At 69.9% G+C, this 18138-nt stretch carries 13 protein-coding genes and 2 pseudogenes; 10 read left to right on the top strand and 5 right to left on the bottom strand.

What is annotated here, in order from left to right; translation table 11 throughout:
• Positions 1–47: 47 nt before the first annotated feature.
• From A5695_RS20580 to A5695_RS20590, 3 genes are read left to right on the top strand one after another with little or no spacing between them, the layout of a single operon-like run.
• Positions 48–1892, top strand: a complete 1845-nt coding sequence (locus tag A5695_RS20580; protein WP_068086395.1) for a hypothetical protein — start codon at positions 48–50, stop codon at positions 1890–1892.
• 8 nt (positions 1893–1900) lie between these two features.
• Positions 1901–2257 (top strand): hypothetical protein, encoded by a 357-nt coding sequence (locus A5695_RS20585; RefSeq protein ID WP_068086440.1) that lies wholly within the window; start codon positions 1901–1903, stop codon positions 2255–2257.
• Complete coding sequence (locus A5695_RS20590; protein ID WP_068086397.1) at positions 2254–3618, top strand: hypothetical protein; 1365 nt, start codon at positions 2254–2256, stop codon at positions 3616–3618. Before A5695_RS20585 ends, A5695_RS20590 begins: the two co-directional genes overlap by 4 nt.
• On the opposite strand, the gene A5695_RS20595 is transcribed toward A5695_RS20590, so the two are convergent.
• From A5695_RS20595 to A5695_RS20610, 4 genes are read right to left on the bottom strand one after another with little or no spacing between them, the layout of a single operon-like run.
• A complete protein-coding gene (locus A5695_RS20595; RefSeq protein ID WP_068086399.1) occupies positions 3615–4124 on the bottom strand; it encodes a 2'-5' RNA ligase family protein in 510 nt (169 codons plus the stop codon). The genes A5695_RS20590 and A5695_RS20595 overlap by 4 nt on opposite strands.
• Positions 4124–4804, bottom strand: a complete 681-nt coding sequence (gene bioD, locus A5695_RS20600; RefSeq protein ID WP_068086400.1) for a dethiobiotin synthase — start codon at positions 4802–4804, stop codon at positions 4124–4126. Before bioD ends, A5695_RS20595 begins: the two co-directional genes overlap by 1 nt.
• Entirely contained in the window at positions 4801–5949 is a 1149-nt protein-coding gene (locus A5695_RS20605; protein ID WP_068086402.1) for an 8-amino-7-oxononanoate synthase, read from the bottom strand. Before A5695_RS20605 ends, bioD begins: the two co-directional genes overlap by 4 nt.
• 4 nt (positions 5950–5953) lie before the next feature.
• The gene (locus A5695_RS20610; RefSeq protein ID WP_068086404.1) at positions 5954–7270 is read right to left on the bottom strand and encodes an adenosylmethionine--8-amino-7-oxononanoate transaminase; all 1317 of its coding nucleotides are present in this window, start codon (positions 7268–7270) and stop codon (positions 5954–5956) included.
• A gap of 62 nt (positions 7271–7332) precedes the next feature.
• On the opposite strand from A5695_RS20610, the gene A5695_RS20615 reads away from it, so the two are divergent.
• From A5695_RS20615 to A5695_RS28750, 7 genes and pseudogenes are all read left to right on the top strand, one after another.
• Complete coding sequence (locus A5695_RS20615) at positions 7333–7785, top strand: hypothetical protein (RefSeq protein ID WP_068086407.1); 453 nt, start codon at positions 7333–7335, stop codon at positions 7783–7785.
• Positions 7786–8097: 312 nt separating this feature from the next.
• Positions 8098–8751: pseudogene (gene ripD / locus A5695_RS20620) on the top strand (NlpC/P60 family peptidoglycan-binding protein RipD); the annotation flags it as partial.
• Between the two features lie 373 nt (positions 8752–9124).
• Positions 9125–11281 (top strand): acyltransferase family protein, encoded by a 2157-nt coding sequence (locus A5695_RS20625; RefSeq protein ID WP_068086413.1) that lies wholly within the window; start codon positions 9125–9127, stop codon positions 11279–11281.
• Between the two features lie 33 nt (positions 11282–11314).
• Positions 11315–13507, top strand: coding sequence for a glycogen debranching protein GlgX (glgX, locus tag A5695_RS20630; protein ID WP_156749774.1), 2193 nt, complete (start codon positions 11315–11317; stop codon positions 13505–13507).
• Between the two features lie 3 nt (positions 13508–13510).
• A complete protein-coding gene (gene treY, locus A5695_RS20635; RefSeq protein WP_068086416.1) occupies positions 13511–15811 on the top strand; it encodes a malto-oligosyltrehalose synthase in 2301 nt (766 codons plus the stop codon).
• On the top strand, positions 15804–17537 hold the full coding sequence (gene treZ, locus A5695_RS20640) for a malto-oligosyltrehalose trehalohydrolase (RefSeq protein ID WP_068086419.1): 1734 nt from the start codon (positions 15804–15806) through the stop codon (positions 17535–17537). Before treY ends, treZ begins: the two co-directional genes overlap by 8 nt.
• Positions 17538–17589: 52 nt before the next feature.
• Positions 17590–17748 (top strand): hypothetical protein, encoded by a 159-nt coding sequence (locus A5695_RS28750; RefSeq protein ID WP_156749775.1) that lies wholly within the window; start codon positions 17590–17592, stop codon positions 17746–17748.
• A 7-nt stretch (positions 17749–17755) separates the two neighbouring features.
• On the opposite strand, the pseudogene A5695_RS20645 reads toward A5695_RS28750, so the two are convergent.
• Positions 17756–18138: pseudogene (locus A5695_RS20645) on the bottom strand (GntR family transcriptional regulator); the annotation flags it as partial.

Consider the following 18138-nt stretch of genomic DNA (forward strand, 5'->3'; position numbering starts at 1 on the left):
GGATCACAGCTCGCCCGGCGGTCCGGGCGCTGTTGGGAGGGTTGACGATGACATCGGCGGAACTCACTTTCGTTGCCGAGGCGCCGGCGCGCGGCGCCGGCCTCAACCAGGTGATCGGCCTGTCGGTCGCGGCGGTCGTGATCGCCGCGGTCATGCTGTGGGTGGGTTATGCCCACCGCACCCATCGCATCGAGTGGCTGACCCGGGTCGCCGACAAGACGGGCGAAAAGTTCCACCGGCCCAACTGGGTGGCGCTGCCGGTCCTCATTTTCACGACGTTCATCATCTGCGCCCTGTTCGGATTCATCTGGGACGTCAGCTGGCATATCGGCAACGGGCGCGACCCCGGCCCCCTGGCCAACCCCGCGCACTACTTCATCATTATCGGCCTGTTCGGCATCTTCGTCGCCGGCATGGTCTCGATCGTGCTGCCGTTCGACGAGCCGGGCCCCGCGGCGGTGCGGATCACGCGCAACTGGCACGCACCGGTCGGCGGCCTGCTGATGGCGGGCTGCGGGATGTACGCGATGATCGGGTTCCCCCTCGACGACATCTGGCACCGGATCTTCGGGCAAGACGTAACACTTTGGGGTCCAACGCATTTGATGATGATCGGCGGGGCGTGTTTCTCGCTCTTCTCGGTGCTGATGCTCGAGCGTGAGGGCGAGGCGCACGACGCCGACGAGGTGACCCACGGCGCGTTCATCACCTTCCTGCGTTACCTGTCGTTCGGCGGACTGTTCATCGGGCTGTCCGTCTACCAGATCGAGTTCGACTTCGGGGTCCCGCAGTTCCGGCTGGTGTTCCAGCCGATGCTGATCGCCGCCGCGTCCGCGCTGGCGGCCGTCGCTGCCCGCCTGACGATGGGACGCGGCGCCGCGATCATCGCGGCGGTGTTCGCCATCGCGCTGCGGGGCGCGGTTGCGCTGGTGGTCGGCCCCATCCTGGGCGCCCCGATCAACTGGTTCCCGCTGTATCTGGGGCCCGCCCTGGTCGTCGAGCTGGTGGCGCTGACGCCGCTGCTCAAGCGCCCGGTCGCCTTCGGCGCCGTCTCCGGCATCGCGGTGGCCACGGTGGGGCTGTGGCTGGAATCGCTGTGGATCGCGGCCGTGTACCACTACCCGTGGCCGACCAGCATGTGGGGCGAGGCGCTGGCGATGTCGGTGCCCGTGGCGGCGTTGACCGGGACATGCGGCGCGCTGTTCGGCCTGGTCCTCACCGGCCAACACCTGCCGGCCCGGCGACTCGGCATCGGCGTCGTCGCGCTGACGGTGCTGGTGATCGGCGTCGCGGTGGCCAACGGGTTGCACATCCTCGTGCCCGGCAAGGACACCGCCACGGTGACACTGACGGATCTGCCCAGCCCCACGGGGCAACGCATGGTGTCAGCCGACGTGATGCTCTCCCCGACGACCATGGTCAGTGACCACCCGGACTGGCTGACGATCCTGTCCTGGCAGGGGCGGATGCAGAACGACCGCGGCCTGATGATCGACAAGCTCACCAAGGTTGGGCCGGGACACTACCGGTCCACCCAGCCGGTCCCGGTGTGGGGTGACTGGAAGACGCTGTTGCGGGTGCAAGACGGCCGCACGATGACGGCCGTGCCGATCTACGAGCCGGCCGACGACGCCATCCCGGCACCCGAGGTCCCCGCGCTGGCGACCAGCACGCGGCCGTTCGTCCTGGAGGTCACGATCCTGCAGCGCGAGCGTGACCAGAGCGCACCCGCCTGGCTGTTCACCGCCGGTGGGATCGTCGTGCTGTTCCTGACGCTGATCGTGATCACCGCCCTGACCTGGGGCGCAGGCCGGATCAACAACTACGACACCCTGCCCAAGCGGCCCGAGGAGCAAAAGCACACGGTGCCCGGCACCCCCCGGGCGGCATGAGCGTGAAGATGCCTAGCGCCCCGGCCGCGGCGTGGGTGGGGACCCTGGCGTGGGCACTGTTCGCGTGCGCCGGTTCGCACAACCACGCCCCGGCCGCCGACCCGACGGTCGACGTCACCATCGCCAAGGGGCAGGTGACCCCCACCAACGCCGCCCTGCAGGCCAAGGTGCGCCAGCAGATCACCCTGCACGTGACCAGCGACGCCACCGACGAGCTGCACGTGCACTCGACGCCCGACCACAAGTTCCCGGTGGCCGCGGCACCGAACCAGACCTTCCAGTTCGCCGTCGACGTGCCGGGCAACGTCGAGGTGGAGCTGCACCACCTGGACCGCACGATCGCGACCATCCAAGTCCAACCGTGAGCCCCCGCAGCGCGACCGCGGTGCTCGCGCACGGCCTCGGCGGATCCGGCGACCTTCCGGTGCCGTACATGTACGCGATGGTCGGCGCGGCGTGGGCGCTGACGTTCACCTTCGCGCTCCTCGCCTTCGCGTGGCGGCGCCCCCGGTTTGATCCGGGCAAACCGGGCCGTCCGCTGCCAGGGGCGGTGACCGCGTTCGTCGACGCGCGGGTGACGCGGTGGACGGCGGCCGCGCTAACACTGGTCTTCGCGGCCTGGGCGGTGGCGGCCGGGGTGTGGGGTCCGCGGTCGGAGGCCAACGCCCTGCTCGGCGCGTTCTACGTGTTGCTATGGGTCGGCCTGGTGGCACTGTCGCTGCTGGTCGGGCCGGTCTGGCGGGTCATCTCCCCGATGCGGACGATCTATCTGCTGCTGCGCCGCGGCACGCCCGAGCGCCTGCACTCACCGCGGCTTGCCTATCCCGATGGCTGGGGCTACCGTCCGGCCGCGCTGGGCCTGTTCGCGTTCGTCTGGATGGAGCTGGCCAGCCCGAACCCGGCTTCGCTGCCGTGGGTGCGGGCGTGGCTGGCCGTCTATGCCGTGGCCATGCTGGTGGGCGCCTGGCTGTGCGGCCAGCGCTGGCTGGCCCGGGCCGATCCCTTCGGGGTGTACAGCATGGCGGTGTCGCGCCTGTCGCCGTTTCGCCGCAACCCCGACAGCGGGCGGATCGTGGTGGGAAACCCGCTCGACCATTTGCCGTCGCTGCCGGTGCGGCCCGGTGTGGTGGTGCTGCTGGCGGTGCTGCTCGGGTCCACCGCGTTCGACAGCTTCTCGTCGTCGGTGACGTGGCGCGGTTTCGCCGACCGGCTCTCCCCCAACATCGGCCTGGCGCCGGCGGTGTCGTCGTCAGTGCTGCGGACCCTCGGGCTGATCGTCTTCATTTCGGTTGTCGCCGTTACCTTTTCGCTCGCCGCACGCGCGACGGGCGGCGTGGACCGTGCGCGGCGCCGGGCCCTGCCCGGGCAGATGGCGCATTCGGTGATCCCGATCGTGGTGGGCTACATCTTCGCCCACTACCTGACCTACCTCGTCGAGCGCGGACAGCAGGCGGCGTTCGCACTGGCCGACCCCTTCGGCCGCGGCTGGAATGGGCTGGGGCTGGCGCATCAGCAGGTCGCCTATGTGCTGTCCACCCATCCGCCGGTGCTGGCCGGGATCAAGGTGGCGTGCGTGGTGACCGGCCACATCCTCGCGGTGATCGCGGCCCACGACAAAGCGCTGCGGCTGCTGCCCAGCGGCCACCAGCTCACCGGCCAGCTGACGATGATGCTGGTCATGGTCGGCTACACGTTCACCGGCCTGTACCTGCTGTTCGGCGGTTAGCCGATCAGGTAGTCGACCTTCTTCTCGCCGTTCCAGTGCCGCAGGGCGGCGAAACTGCCCTCGACGAGCGTGGGCCGACCCGCGATGCGCAGCGCCCGGCTCAGCACCGGCCCGCCGACGCGGCGGGCCAGCGTGACGTGCGGCGTCCACCGGCCGGGCAGGCTGGTGGGGGCCGGCGCGGGGGCCAGATGCTCGCCGCACAGCCGGTGCACCTCGGCGTGGAAATCGAGCAGTTCGGACGTCGGCACGATGAGGCGGGCCAGGATCGCATCGGATCGCCCGAGTAGCAGGGACGCGCCGACGGCGCAGCCCAGCGGCAGCCGTGCGGTCAGCGGGCGCAGCGCGGCGTCGGCCTCCTCGGCGATGCGATCGGCCACCGCGAGCGTGACGTGCGGCCGCCCCGCCGGCGCCTGGCTGGGAATCCCGGCGCCCGCCAACGCGTCCCACAACCCACGGATCGTCGCTTCGGTTTCGCCGTCGAAGAGCAGCTCGATCGAATGCACCATCAGGGGACCAGCGCGGCGACCCAGTCGCGGTCGAACGCCGCCGCGCTCATGTCCGCGAACTGCGCGGCGTCCATCGCCCCGGCGCCTGCGGGCAGCGCGGCCCGCAGCGGGCCCAGCCGGTCCAGGGCGACGCGGTTCGAGGTCTCCGCCGGCCCGGGGCGGCCCGGCCAGCTGCCGATCACCAACCCCGCACACGAGACACCATGTGCGGCAAGCGCTTCCAGGGTCAGCGCGGTGTGGTTGAGGGTGCCCAGTTCCGCGGTGACCGCAACCAGCGCCCCGGCGCCCAGCTCGACGGCGAGATCACGCAGGGTGACGCCGGCGGCGGCGAGCTCGACCAGCAACCCACCGGCCCCTTCCACCAGCGTCAGCCGCCCCGGGCGGTCCAGGCCGGCGATCAGCCGCAGCATCTGGTCGCCGGTGGGCAGCGCCGCGCCGGCCAGCTCGGCCGCGGCGGCCGGCGCCAGCGGCTGCGGATAGCGGGCGAGCCCGGCCAGTTCGGTCACGCCGGACAGGCGCGCGACCTCGGCGAGGTCGTCGTCGCCCGAGTCGGTGCCGGTCTGGACCGGTTTGCACACCGCCACGTCGATGCCGGCCTGACGGGCGTGGCAGGCCAGGGCCGCGGTGACGACGGTTTTGCCGACGCCGGTGCCCGTGCCCGTGACGACGAGGACGGTCAAGGGCGCGCCACAGCGAGGACCCCGGACAGCACCCGCCGGGCGATCTCGAGTTCGGCTTCGTCCAGCGACGCCCGCGCGGTCAGCCGCAGCCGGGACGTCCCGGCCGGCACCGTCGGGGGCCGGAAGCAGCCCACTCTCACGCCGGCGTCCAGGCAGGCCGTCGCGGCGGCCAGGGCCACCTCCGGTTCTCCTAGGATCACCGACACCACCGCCGACTGGGGGGCGTCGGGAACGTCGCACACCTCAGCCAAGGTGCGGGCGTGCCGCAACACCGCCTCGGGTCGCCACGGCTCGGCGCGCAGCACGGTCAGCGCGGCGCGCGCGGCGCCCACCGCGGCGGGCGCCAGGCCGGTGTCGAAGATGAACGTCCGCGCCGCATCGATCAGGTGGGCCCGCACTGCCGCCGGCCCGAGCACCGCGCCGCCCTGACTGCCCAGCGCCTTGGACAGGGTCGTGGTCATCACCACGTCGGGCGCACCTGCCAGCCCGAGCTCGTGCAGCAGCCCGCGCCCGCCGCCGCGCACTCCCAGGCCGTGGGCCTCGTCGACGATCAGCAGCGCGCGATGGCGGCGGCAGGCCTCGTGCAGCTCGGGCAGCGGCGCCAACACGCCGTCGGCGCTGAACACCGACTCGGTGATGACGACGGCGCGCTCCTCGTCGCGGGCGGCGAGGGCGGCCTCCACCGCGTCGACGTCGCGGTGCGGCGTCACCACCACCCGGGCCCGGGACAGCCGGCAGGCGTCGACCAGGGACGCGTGGGAGAGGGCATCGGACACCAGCAGCGAACCCCGGCCCGACAGGCCGACGACGGCGCCGAGGTTGGCCGCATATCCCGACGAGAACAGCAGGCCCGACGCGGCGCCGACGTACTCGGCGAGCTCGGACTCGAGTTGCTGGTGCAGGTCGGTGTCGCCGGTGACCAGCCGGGAACCGGTTGCCCCGGCGCCCCACATGCGCAGCGCGGCGACGCCGCCCTCGATCACGTCGGGGTGTTGGGACAGGCCCAGATAGTCGTTGGACGCCAGATCGAGCTCGGTGGCGACGGCCGGGCGGGGCCGCAACGAGCGACGCAGCCCGGCCTCGCGGCGCTGCTTCTCCACCGCGTCCAACCAGGCCAGTGGCGATGCCTCGATCGGTGTTTTCATCGCCCTAAAGACTACGAGAGCCAACGAGGCGCGCGACCTCGACCATCGCCGAGGCGATCTGGGCGATCTCGGCCGGCGGGCAGATGTAGGGCGGCATCGCATAGACGAGGTTGCGGAACGGGCGCAGCCACACACCGCGTTCCATTGCCGCCGGGGTGGCGACGGCCAGGTCGACCGCGTGGGCGCACTCGATGACGCCGATCGCGCCGCACACCCGCACGTCGGTCACGCCCGGCAGCTCGCGGGCGGGTTCGAGCCCGGCCGCCAGCCCGGCGGCGATCTCGCCGACCCGCGCGCGCCAGTCCTGTTCGAGCAGCAGCTCGACGCTGGCCACCGACACCGCGCAGGCCAGCGGATTGGCCATGAAGGTAGGCCCGTGCATCAGCGCGCCGGCCTCGCCTGCGCTGATGGTGTGCGCGATCTCGGTGCTGCACAGGGTGGCCGCCAGGGTGACGTACCCGCCGGTCAACGCCTTGCCCACGCACATGATGTCCGGGCTCACCCCGGCGTGGTCGGCGGCGAACAGTTCGCCGGTGCGGCCGAAGCCGGTGGCGATCTCGTCGAAAATCAGCAGCACGTCGTGCCGGCGGCAGAGCTCGCGCAGGTCGCGCAGGTAGCCGGGGTCGTGGAAGCGCATCCCGCCCGCGCCCTGCACCACCGGTTCGACGATGACGGCCGCCAGTTCGCCGGCGTGCTGCGCCAGTTGGCGCTCGAACGTCGCGGTGTAGCCGGGGTCGTAGTCGCGGGGGACCTGCGGGGCGAAAACTTGGCGGGCCAGGATGTCGGTCCACAGCGAGTGCATGCCGCCGTCGGGATCGCAGACGCTCATCGGCGTGAAGGTGTCGCCGTGGTAGCCGCCCCGCCATGTCATCAGCCGGTGCTTGTCGGGCCGGCCCCGGCTGCGCCAGTACTGCAGCGCCATCTTGATTGCGACCTCGACGGACACCGAACCGGAATCGCTGAAGAACACGGTGTCCAGGCCGGGCGGCGTGATGTCCACCAGCAGTCGCGCCAGCCGGGCGGCCGGTTCGTGGGTGAGGCCGCCGAACATGACGTGGTTCATGACGCCCAGCTGCGCGGTCAGCGCCGCGTCCAGCACCGGGTGGCCGTGCCCGTGGATCGCGGTCCACCACGAGCTCATCGCGTCGAGCGCCTCGATCGGCTCGCCGTCGCGGATCAGCGTCAGCATGGCGCCCCGCGCGGCGATCGCGACCACCGGCGCGACGGCCTCGCTGCCGATGGTGCTGTACGGGTGCCACAGATGCGCAGCGTCGATCGCGCTGATCTGCTCGGGGGTCAACCCGGCCCTCGCCGCAGGCATAGTGATCGAGGGTAAAGCAGCCAAGTCGCACAACGGCCGCCCATCGGGGAGCATGGGGTCCGATGGCTACGCCGAACACGCCCGGTAGACCCGCCGCGGGTAATCCCCCGACGGCGACGACGAATATCTTGCTGGCCAATTACGACGACGAAGCGCCACGGGTGATCCGGGTGCGGCTGGCGCCGTGGGACGTCGCCTGCACCGTCGCGCTGCTGGCCCTGCTCGTCGTCCTGGCCACCGCGACGGCGTGGCCGGACCGCCTCTTCGGCTTCCTCGAGCACGTGTGCGCGGACGAGACGTGCGGGCCGGTGCCGTTCGGGGTCGACTACTACATCCGACCGATCGTGTGGGGCGGTATCGGGGCTGCGATCGCCGCCGCGGTCCTCGGCCCAATCGTGTCGCTCCTGAAGGGCTGGTACATGTCCTTCTGGCCGGTGTTGGCCCTCGCGCTGGTCATGCTCAGCGCCCTCGTCGGCTCGCTGCTGACGGTTTTCAGCGAACGTTTTTGGGCGTAGTCGCGCCGGCGCCCCGCTCGGTCGACGCTCGCCCGGCTGAGACCGAAATCACAACTGCGCACCCAAATTTGGGACGCGCAGTCACCGTCCGGTCACGTTACGACAAAAAATCCCGCCGGGCCCTGGCGGCTGATAACTTCTGTTGTCAGAGTTGCTGCAGTGACTGATGTGAAACAGGACCACTGTTCACATCCGCAAGTGTCATGCAGCGGCGTTCGGTCCCAACGTGGAGGCTGTCGCCCAGTCATGGATCGGCGGCGGACGCGTGAGGTCACCGCGCTGAGGCCAGTGAGCCCCTGAGAGGCCAAGACAATGAAACGCATCTACGCCTTCGCGGTCGGATTGGCGCTGTTTGCCGCACCGATGGCCGCTCCCGTGATCGCTTCCGCGGACCCCGGCGTGCGGCCGATGGACTACCAGCAGGCCGCCGACGTGGTGATCGCGCGCGGGCTGTCGCAGCGGGGTGTGCCGTTCTCCTGGGCCGGCGGCGGCATCAACGGACCCTCACGCGGCACCGGGACGGGCATCAACACCGTCGGCTTCGACGCTTCGGGTCTGATGCAGTACGCCTACGCCGGCGCCGGAATCAAGCTGCCGCGCTCGTCCGGAGCGATCTACCGGGTCGGCCAGAAGGTGCTGCCCCAGCAGGCGCAAAAGGGCGACATGATCTTCTACGGCCCCGAAGGCACGCAGAGCGTCGCGATGTATCTGGGCAACAACCAGATGCTCGAGGTGGGCGACGTCGTCCAGGTGTCGCCGGTGCGCGCCAACGGCATGGCTCCTTATCTGGTCCGGGTCCTCGGGGTCCAGCCGGCGCCGGTCCAGCAGCTGCCGCAGCAGCTGCCGCAGCAGCAAGCCCCGCTGCAGCAGTCACCGACGCAGCAGTCACCGACGCAGCAAGCTCCGACGCAGCAAACCCCGCTGCAGCAACCGCCGCTGCAGCAAGCCCCGGTGCAGCAACTGCCGACGCAACAGGCGCCGGCGCAGCAGGCGCCGTTGCAGCAGCAGTCGGGCCAGCTCCCGGTGCAGCAGGCGCCGGTCCAGCAGCTGCCCACGCAGCAGGCTCCGGTCCAGCAGGTCCCCACCCAGCAGGTCCCCACGCAGCAGGCTCCGCTGCAGCGGGTCCCGGTGCAGCAGGCGCCGGTCCAGCAGCTGCCCACGCAGCAACTTCCGGTGCCGCAGGCCCCGGTGCAGCTGCTGCCGCCGCAGCAATCACCGTTCCTTCCGCCGGCCGCAGGCACCGCCCGGTAATCTCCCCGGGCTGCTGGGGACGCTCGAACGCCGCCACCTGCTCCTGAACGGGGTTGGGTGGCGGTTTTCGGTAAATTAGCGGTCGATCATGCCGACCCTGTCCCCGTCTCCCCGACCGGTCGCGACCGCGGAACCGGTCGGTACGGCGGCGCGCAACCCGGGGTTCTACCGCTATGACCTCGACGGCCTGCGCGGCATCGCGATCGCGCTGGTGGCCGTCTTCCACGTCTGGTTCGGTCGGGTTTCCGGTGGCGTCGACGTGTTCCTCGCGCTGTCCGGATTCTTCTTCGGCGGCAAGATCATTCGCGCGGCGCTGAATCCGGCCGCCACCCTGTCGCCGGTGGCGGAGGTGTTCCGGCTCGTGCGCCGCCTGGTGCCCGCCCTGGTCGTGGTGCTGGCCGGCTGCGCCGTGCTGACCATCCTGGTGCAACCGGAGACTCGCTGGGAGACATTCGCCGACCAAAGCCTCGCCAGCCTGGGCTACCACCAGAACTGGGAGCTGGCCAACTCCGCGTCGGACTACCTGCGCGCGGGCGAGGCCGTCAGCCCCCTGCAGCACATCTGGTCCATGTCGGTGCAGGGCCAGTTCTACGTCGGCTTCCTGTTGTTGATCGCCGCGTGCGCGCACCTGTTCGGGCGTCCGTTGGGGCCTCGGTTGCGCACCCTGTTCCTGGTGCTGCTGACGGCACTGACGGTGGCGTCGTTCGTCTACGCGATCGTGGCGCACCAGGACGATCAGGCGGCCGCCTACTACGACAGCTTCGCGCGCGGCTGGGAGTTGCTACTCGGCGCTCTGGTCGGTGCGGTGGTGCCGGCCATCCGCTGGCCGATGTGGGTGCGAACGGTCGTGGCCACCCTGGCGCTCGCGGCGATCGTCTCGTGCGGGGCGCTGATCGACGGCGTGAAGGAGTTTCCTGGTCCGTGGGCCCTGGTCCCCGTCGGGGCCACCATGCTGATGATCCTGGCGGGCGCCAACCTGCAGGGCGACCCCGCCGCCGGCGACCGGCTGCCGCTGCCCAACCGCTTGCTGGCGGCCGGGCCGCTGGTCGCGCTTGGCGCGATCGCGTATTCCCTCTACCTGTGGCACTGGCCGCTGCTCATCTTCTGGCTGTCGTTCAGTGGGCACCGGCACGCCAACTTCGTCGAAGGCGCCGCGGTGCTGGTCGTCTCGGGGTTGTTGGCCTACCTGACCACCCGGCTCGTCGAGGACCCCCTGCGCTACCGGACCGCCGGGAAGTCACCCGCGCCCGCACCCGCGTGGCTGGCCCGCCTGCCCCGGCCCACGATGGCGTTGGGGACGGCGATCGTGCTGCTCGGCGTCACGCTCACTGCGACGTCGTTCACGTGGCGCCAGCACGTCACCGTCCTGCGGGCCGCGGGCAAGGAGCTCAGCGTGCTCAACCCGCAGGACTATCCCGGGGCGCGCGCCCTGACCGAACGGGTGCGGGTGCCCGCGTTGCCGATGCGCCCCAGCGTGCTGGAGGTCAAAGAGGATTTGCCGGTCTCCACCCGCGACGGCTGCATCAGTGACTTCGTCAACCCGGCGGTGGTCGCGTGCACCTACGGCGACGTCGCCGGCGCCCGCACGATCGCGCTGGCGGGCGGGTCCCACGCCGAACACTGGCTGCCCGCACTGGACCTGCTCGGCAAGATGCATCACTTCAAGGTGGTGACCTACCTCAAGATGGGCTGCCCGCTGTCCACCGAGGAAGTCCCGTTGATCATGGGCAACAACGCCGCCTACCCGCAGTGCCGGGAGTGGGTGGAGCAGACGATGGACAGGGTGATCGCCGACCGTCCCGACTACGTGTTCACCACCACGACCCGGCCGTGGAACATCAAGCCCGGCGACGTGATGCCGGCGACCTACATCGGAATCTGGCAGCGGTTCTCGGACAACAACATTCCGATACTCGGCATGCGAGACACCCCATGGCTGGTCAAGAACGGCCAGCCGTTCGACCCGGCGGATTGCCTGGCCAAGAAGGGCGGCACCCCCCAGTCGTGCGCGATCAAGCGTTCCGACGCGTTGTCCGACCGCAATCAGACCCTCGACTTCGTCACACAATTCCCGCTGCTGAAGGTGCTCGACATGTCCGACGCGATCTGCCGCGCCGACGTGTGCCGGCCGGTCGAGGGAAACGTGCTGATCTACCACGGCGCCCACCACCTCACCCCCACTTACGTGCGGACCATGGTGGGCGAATTGGGCCGCCAGATCGCCGCCAACACCGGTTGGTGGTGACGCGCCCGGGGCCCCACGCGCGGATAAGGTCAGATGGTGCCGACCGACAAACACGCTTCAGAAACAGGCGTAACTGGTAACCAACAGCCCAAACTGGCCACCGTCTGGCCCGGGAACCCGTATCCCCTCGGCGCTTCCTATGACGGAGCCGGGACCAACTTCTCGTTGTTCTCCGAGATTGCCGAGAAGGTCGAGTTGTGTCTGATCGACGACGCCGGGGCGGAATCACGGATCCCCCTCGACGAGGTCGACGGCTATGTGTGGCACGCCTATCTGCCCAACATCTCCCCGGGCCAGCGCTACGGCTTCCGCGTCTACGGCCCCTTCGACCCGGCGGCGGGGCACCGCTGCGACCCGAGCAAGCTACTGCTCGACCCGTATGGCAAGGCCTTCCACGGGGATTTCACCTTCGGGCAGGCGCTGTTCTCCTACGACATGAAGGCCGTGCGTCCCGGAGGTGACGACGCCGACCCCGGAACGCCGCCGATGGTCGACTCGCTTGGCCACACCATGACCAGCGTGGTGAGCAATCCCTTCTTCGACTGGGGCTCGGACCGCTCGCCGCTGACCCCGTACCACGAAACCGTCATCTACGAGGCCCACGTCAAGGGAATGACCCAGACCCACCCGGGCATCCCCGCCGAACTGCGCGGCACCTACGCCGGCCTGGCCCACCCGGTGATCATCGACCACCTCAAGTCGCTCAACGTCACCGCGCTGGAGCTGATGCCGGTGCACCAGTTCATGCACGACTCGCGGCTGCTGGACCTTGGACTGCGAAACTACTGGGGCTACAACACTTTCGGATTCTTCGCGCCGCACAACCAGTACGCGGCCAATCGCAGCTCCAGCGTCGCCGAGTTCAAATCGATGGTGCGCAGCCTGCACGAAGCCAATATCGAGGTGATCCTCGACGTGGTGTACAACCACACCGCCGAGGGCAACCACCTCGGGCCGACCATCAATTTCCGCGGCATCGACAACGCGGCGTACTACCGGCTCGTCGACACCGACCTGCGGCTGTACAAGGACTACACCGGCACGGGCAACAGCCTCAACCCGCGTCACCCGCACGTGCTGCAGCTCATCATGGACTCGCTGCGCTACTGGGTGACCGAGATGCACGTCGACGGCTTCCGTTTCGACCTCGCCGCCACGCTGGCGCGCGAGCTGCACGACGTCGACCGACTGAGTGCGTTCTTCGACCTGGTGCAGCAGGACCCGATCGTCAGCCAGGTCAAATTGATCGCCGAACCATGGGACGTGGGCGAGGGCGGCTACCAAGTCGGCAATTTCCCGGGTTTGTGGACCGAGTGGAACGGGAAGTATCGCGATACTGTGCGTGACTACTGGCGGGGCGAGCCCGCGACCCTAGGCGAGTTCGCGTCCCGGCTGACCGGGTCGTCGGACCTCTACGAGGCGACCGGCCGGCGCCCCAGCGCCAGCATCAACTTCGTCACCGCCCACGACGGGTTCACGCTCAACGACCTGGTTTCCTACAACGAGAAACACAACCTGGCCAACGGCGAAGACAACCGCGACGGCGAAAGCCACAACCGCTCGTGGAACTGCGGCGTCGAGGGGCCCACCGACGACCCGGAGATCTTGGCGCTGCGCCGTCGCCAGATGCGCAACTTCTGGGCGACGCTGATGCTCAGCCAGGGCACGCCGATGATCGCGCACGGCGACGAACTCGGCCGCACCCAGAACGGCAACAACAACGTGTACTGCCAAGACTCCGAATTGTCTTGGATGGATTGGTCATTGGTCGACAAAAATTCGGACCTGCTGGCCTTCGCGCGCAAGGTGACCACCTTGCGCAAGACCCATCCGGTGTTCCGCCGGCGGCGGTTCTTCGAGGGTGAACCGATCCGCACCGGCGACGAGGTGCGCGACATCGCCTGGCTGAATCCGAGCAGCCGGGAGATGACGCACGAGGACTGGGGCGAGAGCATCCACAAATGTGTGGCGGTCTTCCTCAACGGCGAGGCCATCACCGCGCCCAACGCGCGCGGCGAACGGGTCGTCGACGACTCGTTCCTCATGTGCTTCAACGCCGGCGAAGAACCCGTGGAGTTCGTGATGCCGAACGACGACTACGCGCAGGAGTGGACCGTGGAACTGGACACCAACGACCCGACGGGCGACGCCGACCAGGTGGTGAATGCCAAAGCGAAGGTCTCGTTGCCCGGGCATTCGCTCCTGGTCTTACGTAAGACCATGTGACGCATGCCTTTTCCGATACTCTCGACCTACCGGTTGCAGCTGCGCGGTGAGGCCAGCGGGTTCGCGTTCACGTTCGCCGACGCCGAGAACCTACTGGACTACCTGGACGAACTCGGGGTGTCCCACCTCTACCTGTCCCCGATCATGACCGCGGCCACCGGGTCGAACCACGGCTACGACGTCACCGACCCGACGACCGTCTCCCCCGAACTCGGCGGCCGCGCGGGGCTTCAGCGGTTGTCGGCCGCGGCGCGCGAGCGCGGCATCGGCCTGATCGTCGACATCGTGCCCAATCACGTGGGGATCGACCAGCCCCAACAGAACGCCTGGTGGTGGGACGTGTTGCGGCACGGCCGGTCATCTGACTACGCAACGTATTTCGACATCGACTGGGATCTCGATGAGGACGGCCGCATCGTGCTGCCGATTCTGGGCTCCGACGACGACGACGCCGATCTCAAGGTCGACGGGGACTTGCTGCGGCTCGGCGACCTGGCGCTTCCGATCGCGCCCGGCACCGCCGACGGCACCGGGCCCGAGGTGCACGACCGTCAGCACTACCGGCTGGTGGGCTGGCGCAACGGCGTGTGCGGCTACCGGCGCTTCTTCTCGATCACCTCCCTGGCCGGGTTGCGTCAGGAAGACCGCGCCGTGTTCGACGCCACCCACTGCGAGGTCGCCCGGTGGGCCGCTGAAGGCATCGTCGACGGCGTCCGCATCGACCACCCCGACGGGCTGTCGGACCCCTGCGGCTACCTGGCATGGTTGCGCGAATCGGTTGGGCCGCAAACATGGATCGTGATCGAGAAGATCCTGGCGGTCGACGAGGCGCTCGAACCCACGCTGCCCATCGGGGGCACCACCGGCTACGACGTGCTGCGGGAGATCGGCGGGGTCTTCGTCGACCCCAGCGGCGCGCCCGCGCTCACCGAACTGGTCGAATCGGCGGGGCTGGACTACGGCGCGACGCCGGAGATGTTGGCGGACCTCAAGATCCGCGCGGCCACCGGTACGCTCGCGAGCGAACTGCGCCGGCTCCGCCGCGCCATCGTCGCGGCGGCGGGCTCCGACCACCCACAGTTGCCCGAAGCGGTGGCCGCGCTGCTCGCTCACATCGGCGTCTACCGCTGCGACTACCCGGGGCTGTCCGCGATCATGCCCACCGCCCTGGCCGAAACGCAGGCGCAGTCACCGGAATTGGGGCCCGCACTGCAGGTGCTCGCCGCGGCGCTGGCCTCCGGCGGCGAGCCGGCCACTCGGCTGCAGCAGCTCTGCGGTGCGGTGACCGCCAAAGCGAGCGAGGACTGCTACTTCTACCGTGACGCGCGGCTGGTGTCGCTCAACGAGGTCGGTGGTGAGCCCCATCGCTTCGGTGTCGGCGCGGCGGAGTTCCACCACAGCGCCGCCACCCGCGCCCGCCTGTGGCCGCACACGATGACCACGCTGACCACCCACGACACCAAGCGCGGCGAGGACGTGCGGGCGAGGATCGGGGTACTCTCGCAGGTCCCGTCACTGTGGGCGGAGTTCGTCGCCCGCTGGGAGGTCGCCGCGCCCTCCCCCGACCCGGCCACCGGACAGTTCCTGTGGCAGAACATCTTCGGCGTGTGGCCGGTCAGCGGCGAGGTGAGCTACGAGCTGCGTGAGCGGCTGCACGGCTACGCCGAGAAGGCCATTCGGGAAGCGGCCTGGCGCACCTCGTGGAACGATCCGGACGCCGAGTTCGAGGACGCGGTGCACCGGTGGCTGGACAGCGTGTTCGACGGCCCGGTGGCAGGCCAGCTGACCGAGCTCGTCGCCCAGCTCAACCCGCATGCCGCCAGCGACGCGTTGGGCCAGAAGCTGCTCGCCTTGACCGTGCCCGGGATACCCGACGTCTACCAGGGCACCGAACTGTGGGACGACAGCCTGGTGGACCCGGACAATCGCCGGCCCGTCGACTACACCGCCCGGCGCGCCGCCCTGAAGGCGTTGGAGCATCCCAAGATTCGCGTGGTGACCACCGCGCTTCGGGTGCGACGCGCCCACCCGGACACCTTCTTGAGCGGTGACTACGTTCCCGTGCTGGCCGACGGCGATGCCGGCGATCACGTGCTGGCCTTCCGCCGGGGTTCCGACATCGTGGTCGCGGCGACCCGGTGGACGGTGCGCCTGACCGAAACCGGTTGGGGCAACACGGTGCTGGCGCTGCCGGAGGGCACCTGGAAAGACGCGCTCACCGGCGTCATCGCGGACGGGCCGACGGCCGCGGCCCAGTTGTTCGCCGAGCTGCCCGTCGTGCTGCTGGAGCGCCACCATGACTGAATTCCGCGTTTGGGCACCCAAACCGGAGCGGGTCCGGCTCGACGTCGAGGGTCAGGAGCACCCGATGACGCGCGCGGACGACGGCTGGTGGCACGCGTCCGTGGATACGGCCCCGGACGCCCGCTACGGGTTCTTGCTCGACGACGATCCCATGGTGCTGCCCGACCCGCGCTCACCCCGCCAGCCCGACGGCGTGCACGCCCGCTCCCAACTGTGGGCCCCGGCCGGCGCCGCCTGGACCGACGGCGACTGGCCGGGCCGGCCGGTCGAGGGCGCGGTGATCTACGAGCTGCACCTCGGCACCTTCACCCCGGCGGGCACCCTCGACTCGGCCATCGAAAAGCTGGACTATTTGGTGGATCTCGGCGTCGACTTCGTCGAGCTGATGCCGGTGAATTCCTTTGCCGGAACGCATGGCTGGGGTTACGACGGCGTGCTGTGGTACAGCGTCCACGAGCCCTACGGCGGCCCCGACGCCCTGGTGCGGTTCGTCGACGCCTGCCACGCGCGGGGCCTGGGCGTCCTGATCGACGCGGTGTTCAACCACCTCGGCCCGTCGGGCAACTATCTGCCGAAGTTCGGCCCGTACCTGTCGTCGGCGAGCAACCCGTGGGGCGAAGGCATCAACATCGCCGATGCCGATTCCGACGAGGTCCGGCGCTACATCATCGGATGCGCGCTGCGCTGGATGCGCGATTTCCACGCCGACGGGCTGCGCCTGGATGCCGTGCACGCCCTGGTGGACACGACGGCGATCCACATCCTCGAGGAGCTTGCGACCGAAACCGATTGGCTGTCAAGGCAAGTGGGGCGCCCGCTGTCGCTGATCGCCGAGAGCGATCTCAACGACCCGCGGCTGATCACCGCGCGCGACCGGGGCGGCTACGGCCTGACGGCGCAATGGGCCGACGACATCCACCACGCCATCCACACCGCGGTGTCCGGCGAGCGCCAGGGCTACTACGCCGACTTCGGCGGCCTGGCCACCCTGGCCCAGACCCTGTGCCACGGCTATTTTCACGCCGCCACCTATTCGTCGTTCCGGCGGCGCCGGCACGGACGCCCGCTGGACACGGGCTCCATCCCGGCCACCCGGCTGGTCGCGTACACCTGCACCCATGACCAGGTCGGCAACCGGGCGCTCGGGGACCGCCCGTCGCAGAACCTCTCCGGCGGCCAGCTGGCGATCAAGGCCGCGCTCGCGCTCGGCACGCCTTTCACCGCAATGCTTTTCATGGGCGAGGAGTACGCGGCGTCGACCCCGTTCCAGTTCTTCAGCTCGCACCCCGAGCCGGAACTGGCCAAGGCCACCGCCGAGGGTCGCAAGGCCGAGTTCGCCGAACACGGTTGGGACGCCGACGAGATTCCCGATCCCCAGGATCCGCAGACGTTCCAGCGCTCGAAACTGAACTGGGCCGAGGTGGACGCCGGCGAGCACGGCCGACTGCACCAGTTCTACCGCGACCTGATCGCTTTGCGGCGCCGCGACCCCGACCTCGCCGACCCCTGGCTGGCGCACCTCGCGGTCGACTTCGACGAGGAGCAACGCTGGATCAGCGTGTCGCGCGGCCGGTTGCGCATCGTGTGCAACCTCGGCACCGAGGCGGTGACGGTGCCCGTCGCCGGTGACGTGCTGCTGGCCTGGGGCGACCCCGTCGTCGAAGCCGACAAGACGGTGCTCGATGGACATTCGCTCGCCGTGCTCGCGGTGCGCGAGGAGCTCTGACACCTGTGGATAGCGGTGCGCGGCGCGGCGCGCGACCGCCGATGATTCGCCCATGGATCAATCCGTATTCGGTCGGTGGATCGGCTTGCTGAGGAAAAAGGAGCCGGTCTCGGCTCCGCTCGTCGCACCCGAGGAGACGCCGCAGGAACGCAGCGTGGAGCTGTTGTGGACGGGCCCCGGCCTGGGATCCGTGTGCGGCGAAGGACGCTGACGCTCGCCTAGACGCTGGCGCGGCCCGCGCCGTGCAGCGCCTCGGCGATCGCGTCCGCCAGCGGGTCGATCTCGTCGGCGCCGAGGTCTGCGATGGTGACGCGGATGCCCGGCGGCGTGCCGATGCGGAACCGCGTGCCCGGCGCCGCGGCCCAGCCCGCCCCCAGTAACCGGGTGATCGCGACCGTCTCGTCGGGCACCGGGATCCACACGTTGAGTCCGGAGCGGCCACGCGCGGCGACGTCGCGCCCGGCCAACGCGGCGGACAGCCCCCGGCGCGTGTCGGCGTACCGCCGCTCGGCCGTGGCGACAAGGCGCGCGGCCGCCGGGTCCGACCACAGGCTCACGGCCAGGTCCTGCAGCAGGTGGCTGACCCAGCCCGGCCCGAGTC

This window comes from Mycobacterium sp. E1747 (assembly GCF_001667775.1).
Taxonomy (GTDB): Bacteria; Actinomycetota; Actinomycetes; order Mycobacteriales; family Mycobacteriaceae; genus Mycobacterium.

What these genes read in the sequence shown, in the direction of transcription:
- A5695_RS20580 (WP_068086395.1), top strand. Translation starts at nt 48, where the DNA reads ATGACATCGGCGGAACTCACTTTCGTTGCCGAGGCGCCGGCGCGCGGC.
- A5695_RS20585 (WP_068086440.1), top strand. Translation starts at nt 1,901, where the DNA reads ATGCCTAGCGCCCCGGCCGCGGCGTGGGTGGGGACCCTGGCGTGGGCA.
- A5695_RS20595 (WP_068086399.1), bottom strand. Translation starts at nt 4,124, where the DNA reads ATGGTGCATTCGATCGAGCTGCTCTTCGACGGCGAAACCGAAGCGACG.
- A5695_RS20605 (WP_068086402.1), bottom strand. Translation starts at nt 5,949, where the DNA reads ATGAAAACACCGATCGAGGCATCGCCACTGGCCTGGTTGGACGCGGTG.
- A5695_RS20610 (WP_068086404.1), bottom strand. Translation starts at nt 7,270, where the DNA reads ATGCCTGCGGCGAGGGCCGGGTTGACCCCCGAGCAGATCAGCGCGATC.
- A5695_RS20615 (WP_068086407.1), top strand. Translation starts at nt 7,333, where the DNA reads ATGGCTACGCCGAACACGCCCGGTAGACCCGCCGCGGGTAATCCCCCG.
- A5695_RS20625 (WP_068086413.1), top strand. Translation starts at nt 9,125, where the DNA reads ATGCCGACCCTGTCCCCGTCTCCCCGACCGGTCGCGACCGCGGAACCG.
- glgX (WP_156749774.1), top strand. Translation starts at nt 11,315, where the DNA reads ATGGTGCCGACCGACAAACACGCTTCAGAAACAGGCGTAACTGGTAAC.
- treY (WP_068086416.1), top strand. Translation starts at nt 13,511, where the DNA reads ATGCCTTTTCCGATACTCTCGACCTACCGGTTGCAGCTGCGCGGTGAG.
- treZ (WP_068086419.1), top strand. Translation starts at nt 15,804, where the DNA reads ATGACTGAATTCCGCGTTTGGGCACCCAAACCGGAGCGGGTCCGGCTC.
- A5695_RS28750 (WP_156749775.1), top strand. Translation starts at nt 17,590, where the DNA reads ATGGATCAATCCGTATTCGGTCGGTGGATCGGCTTGCTGAGGAAAAAG.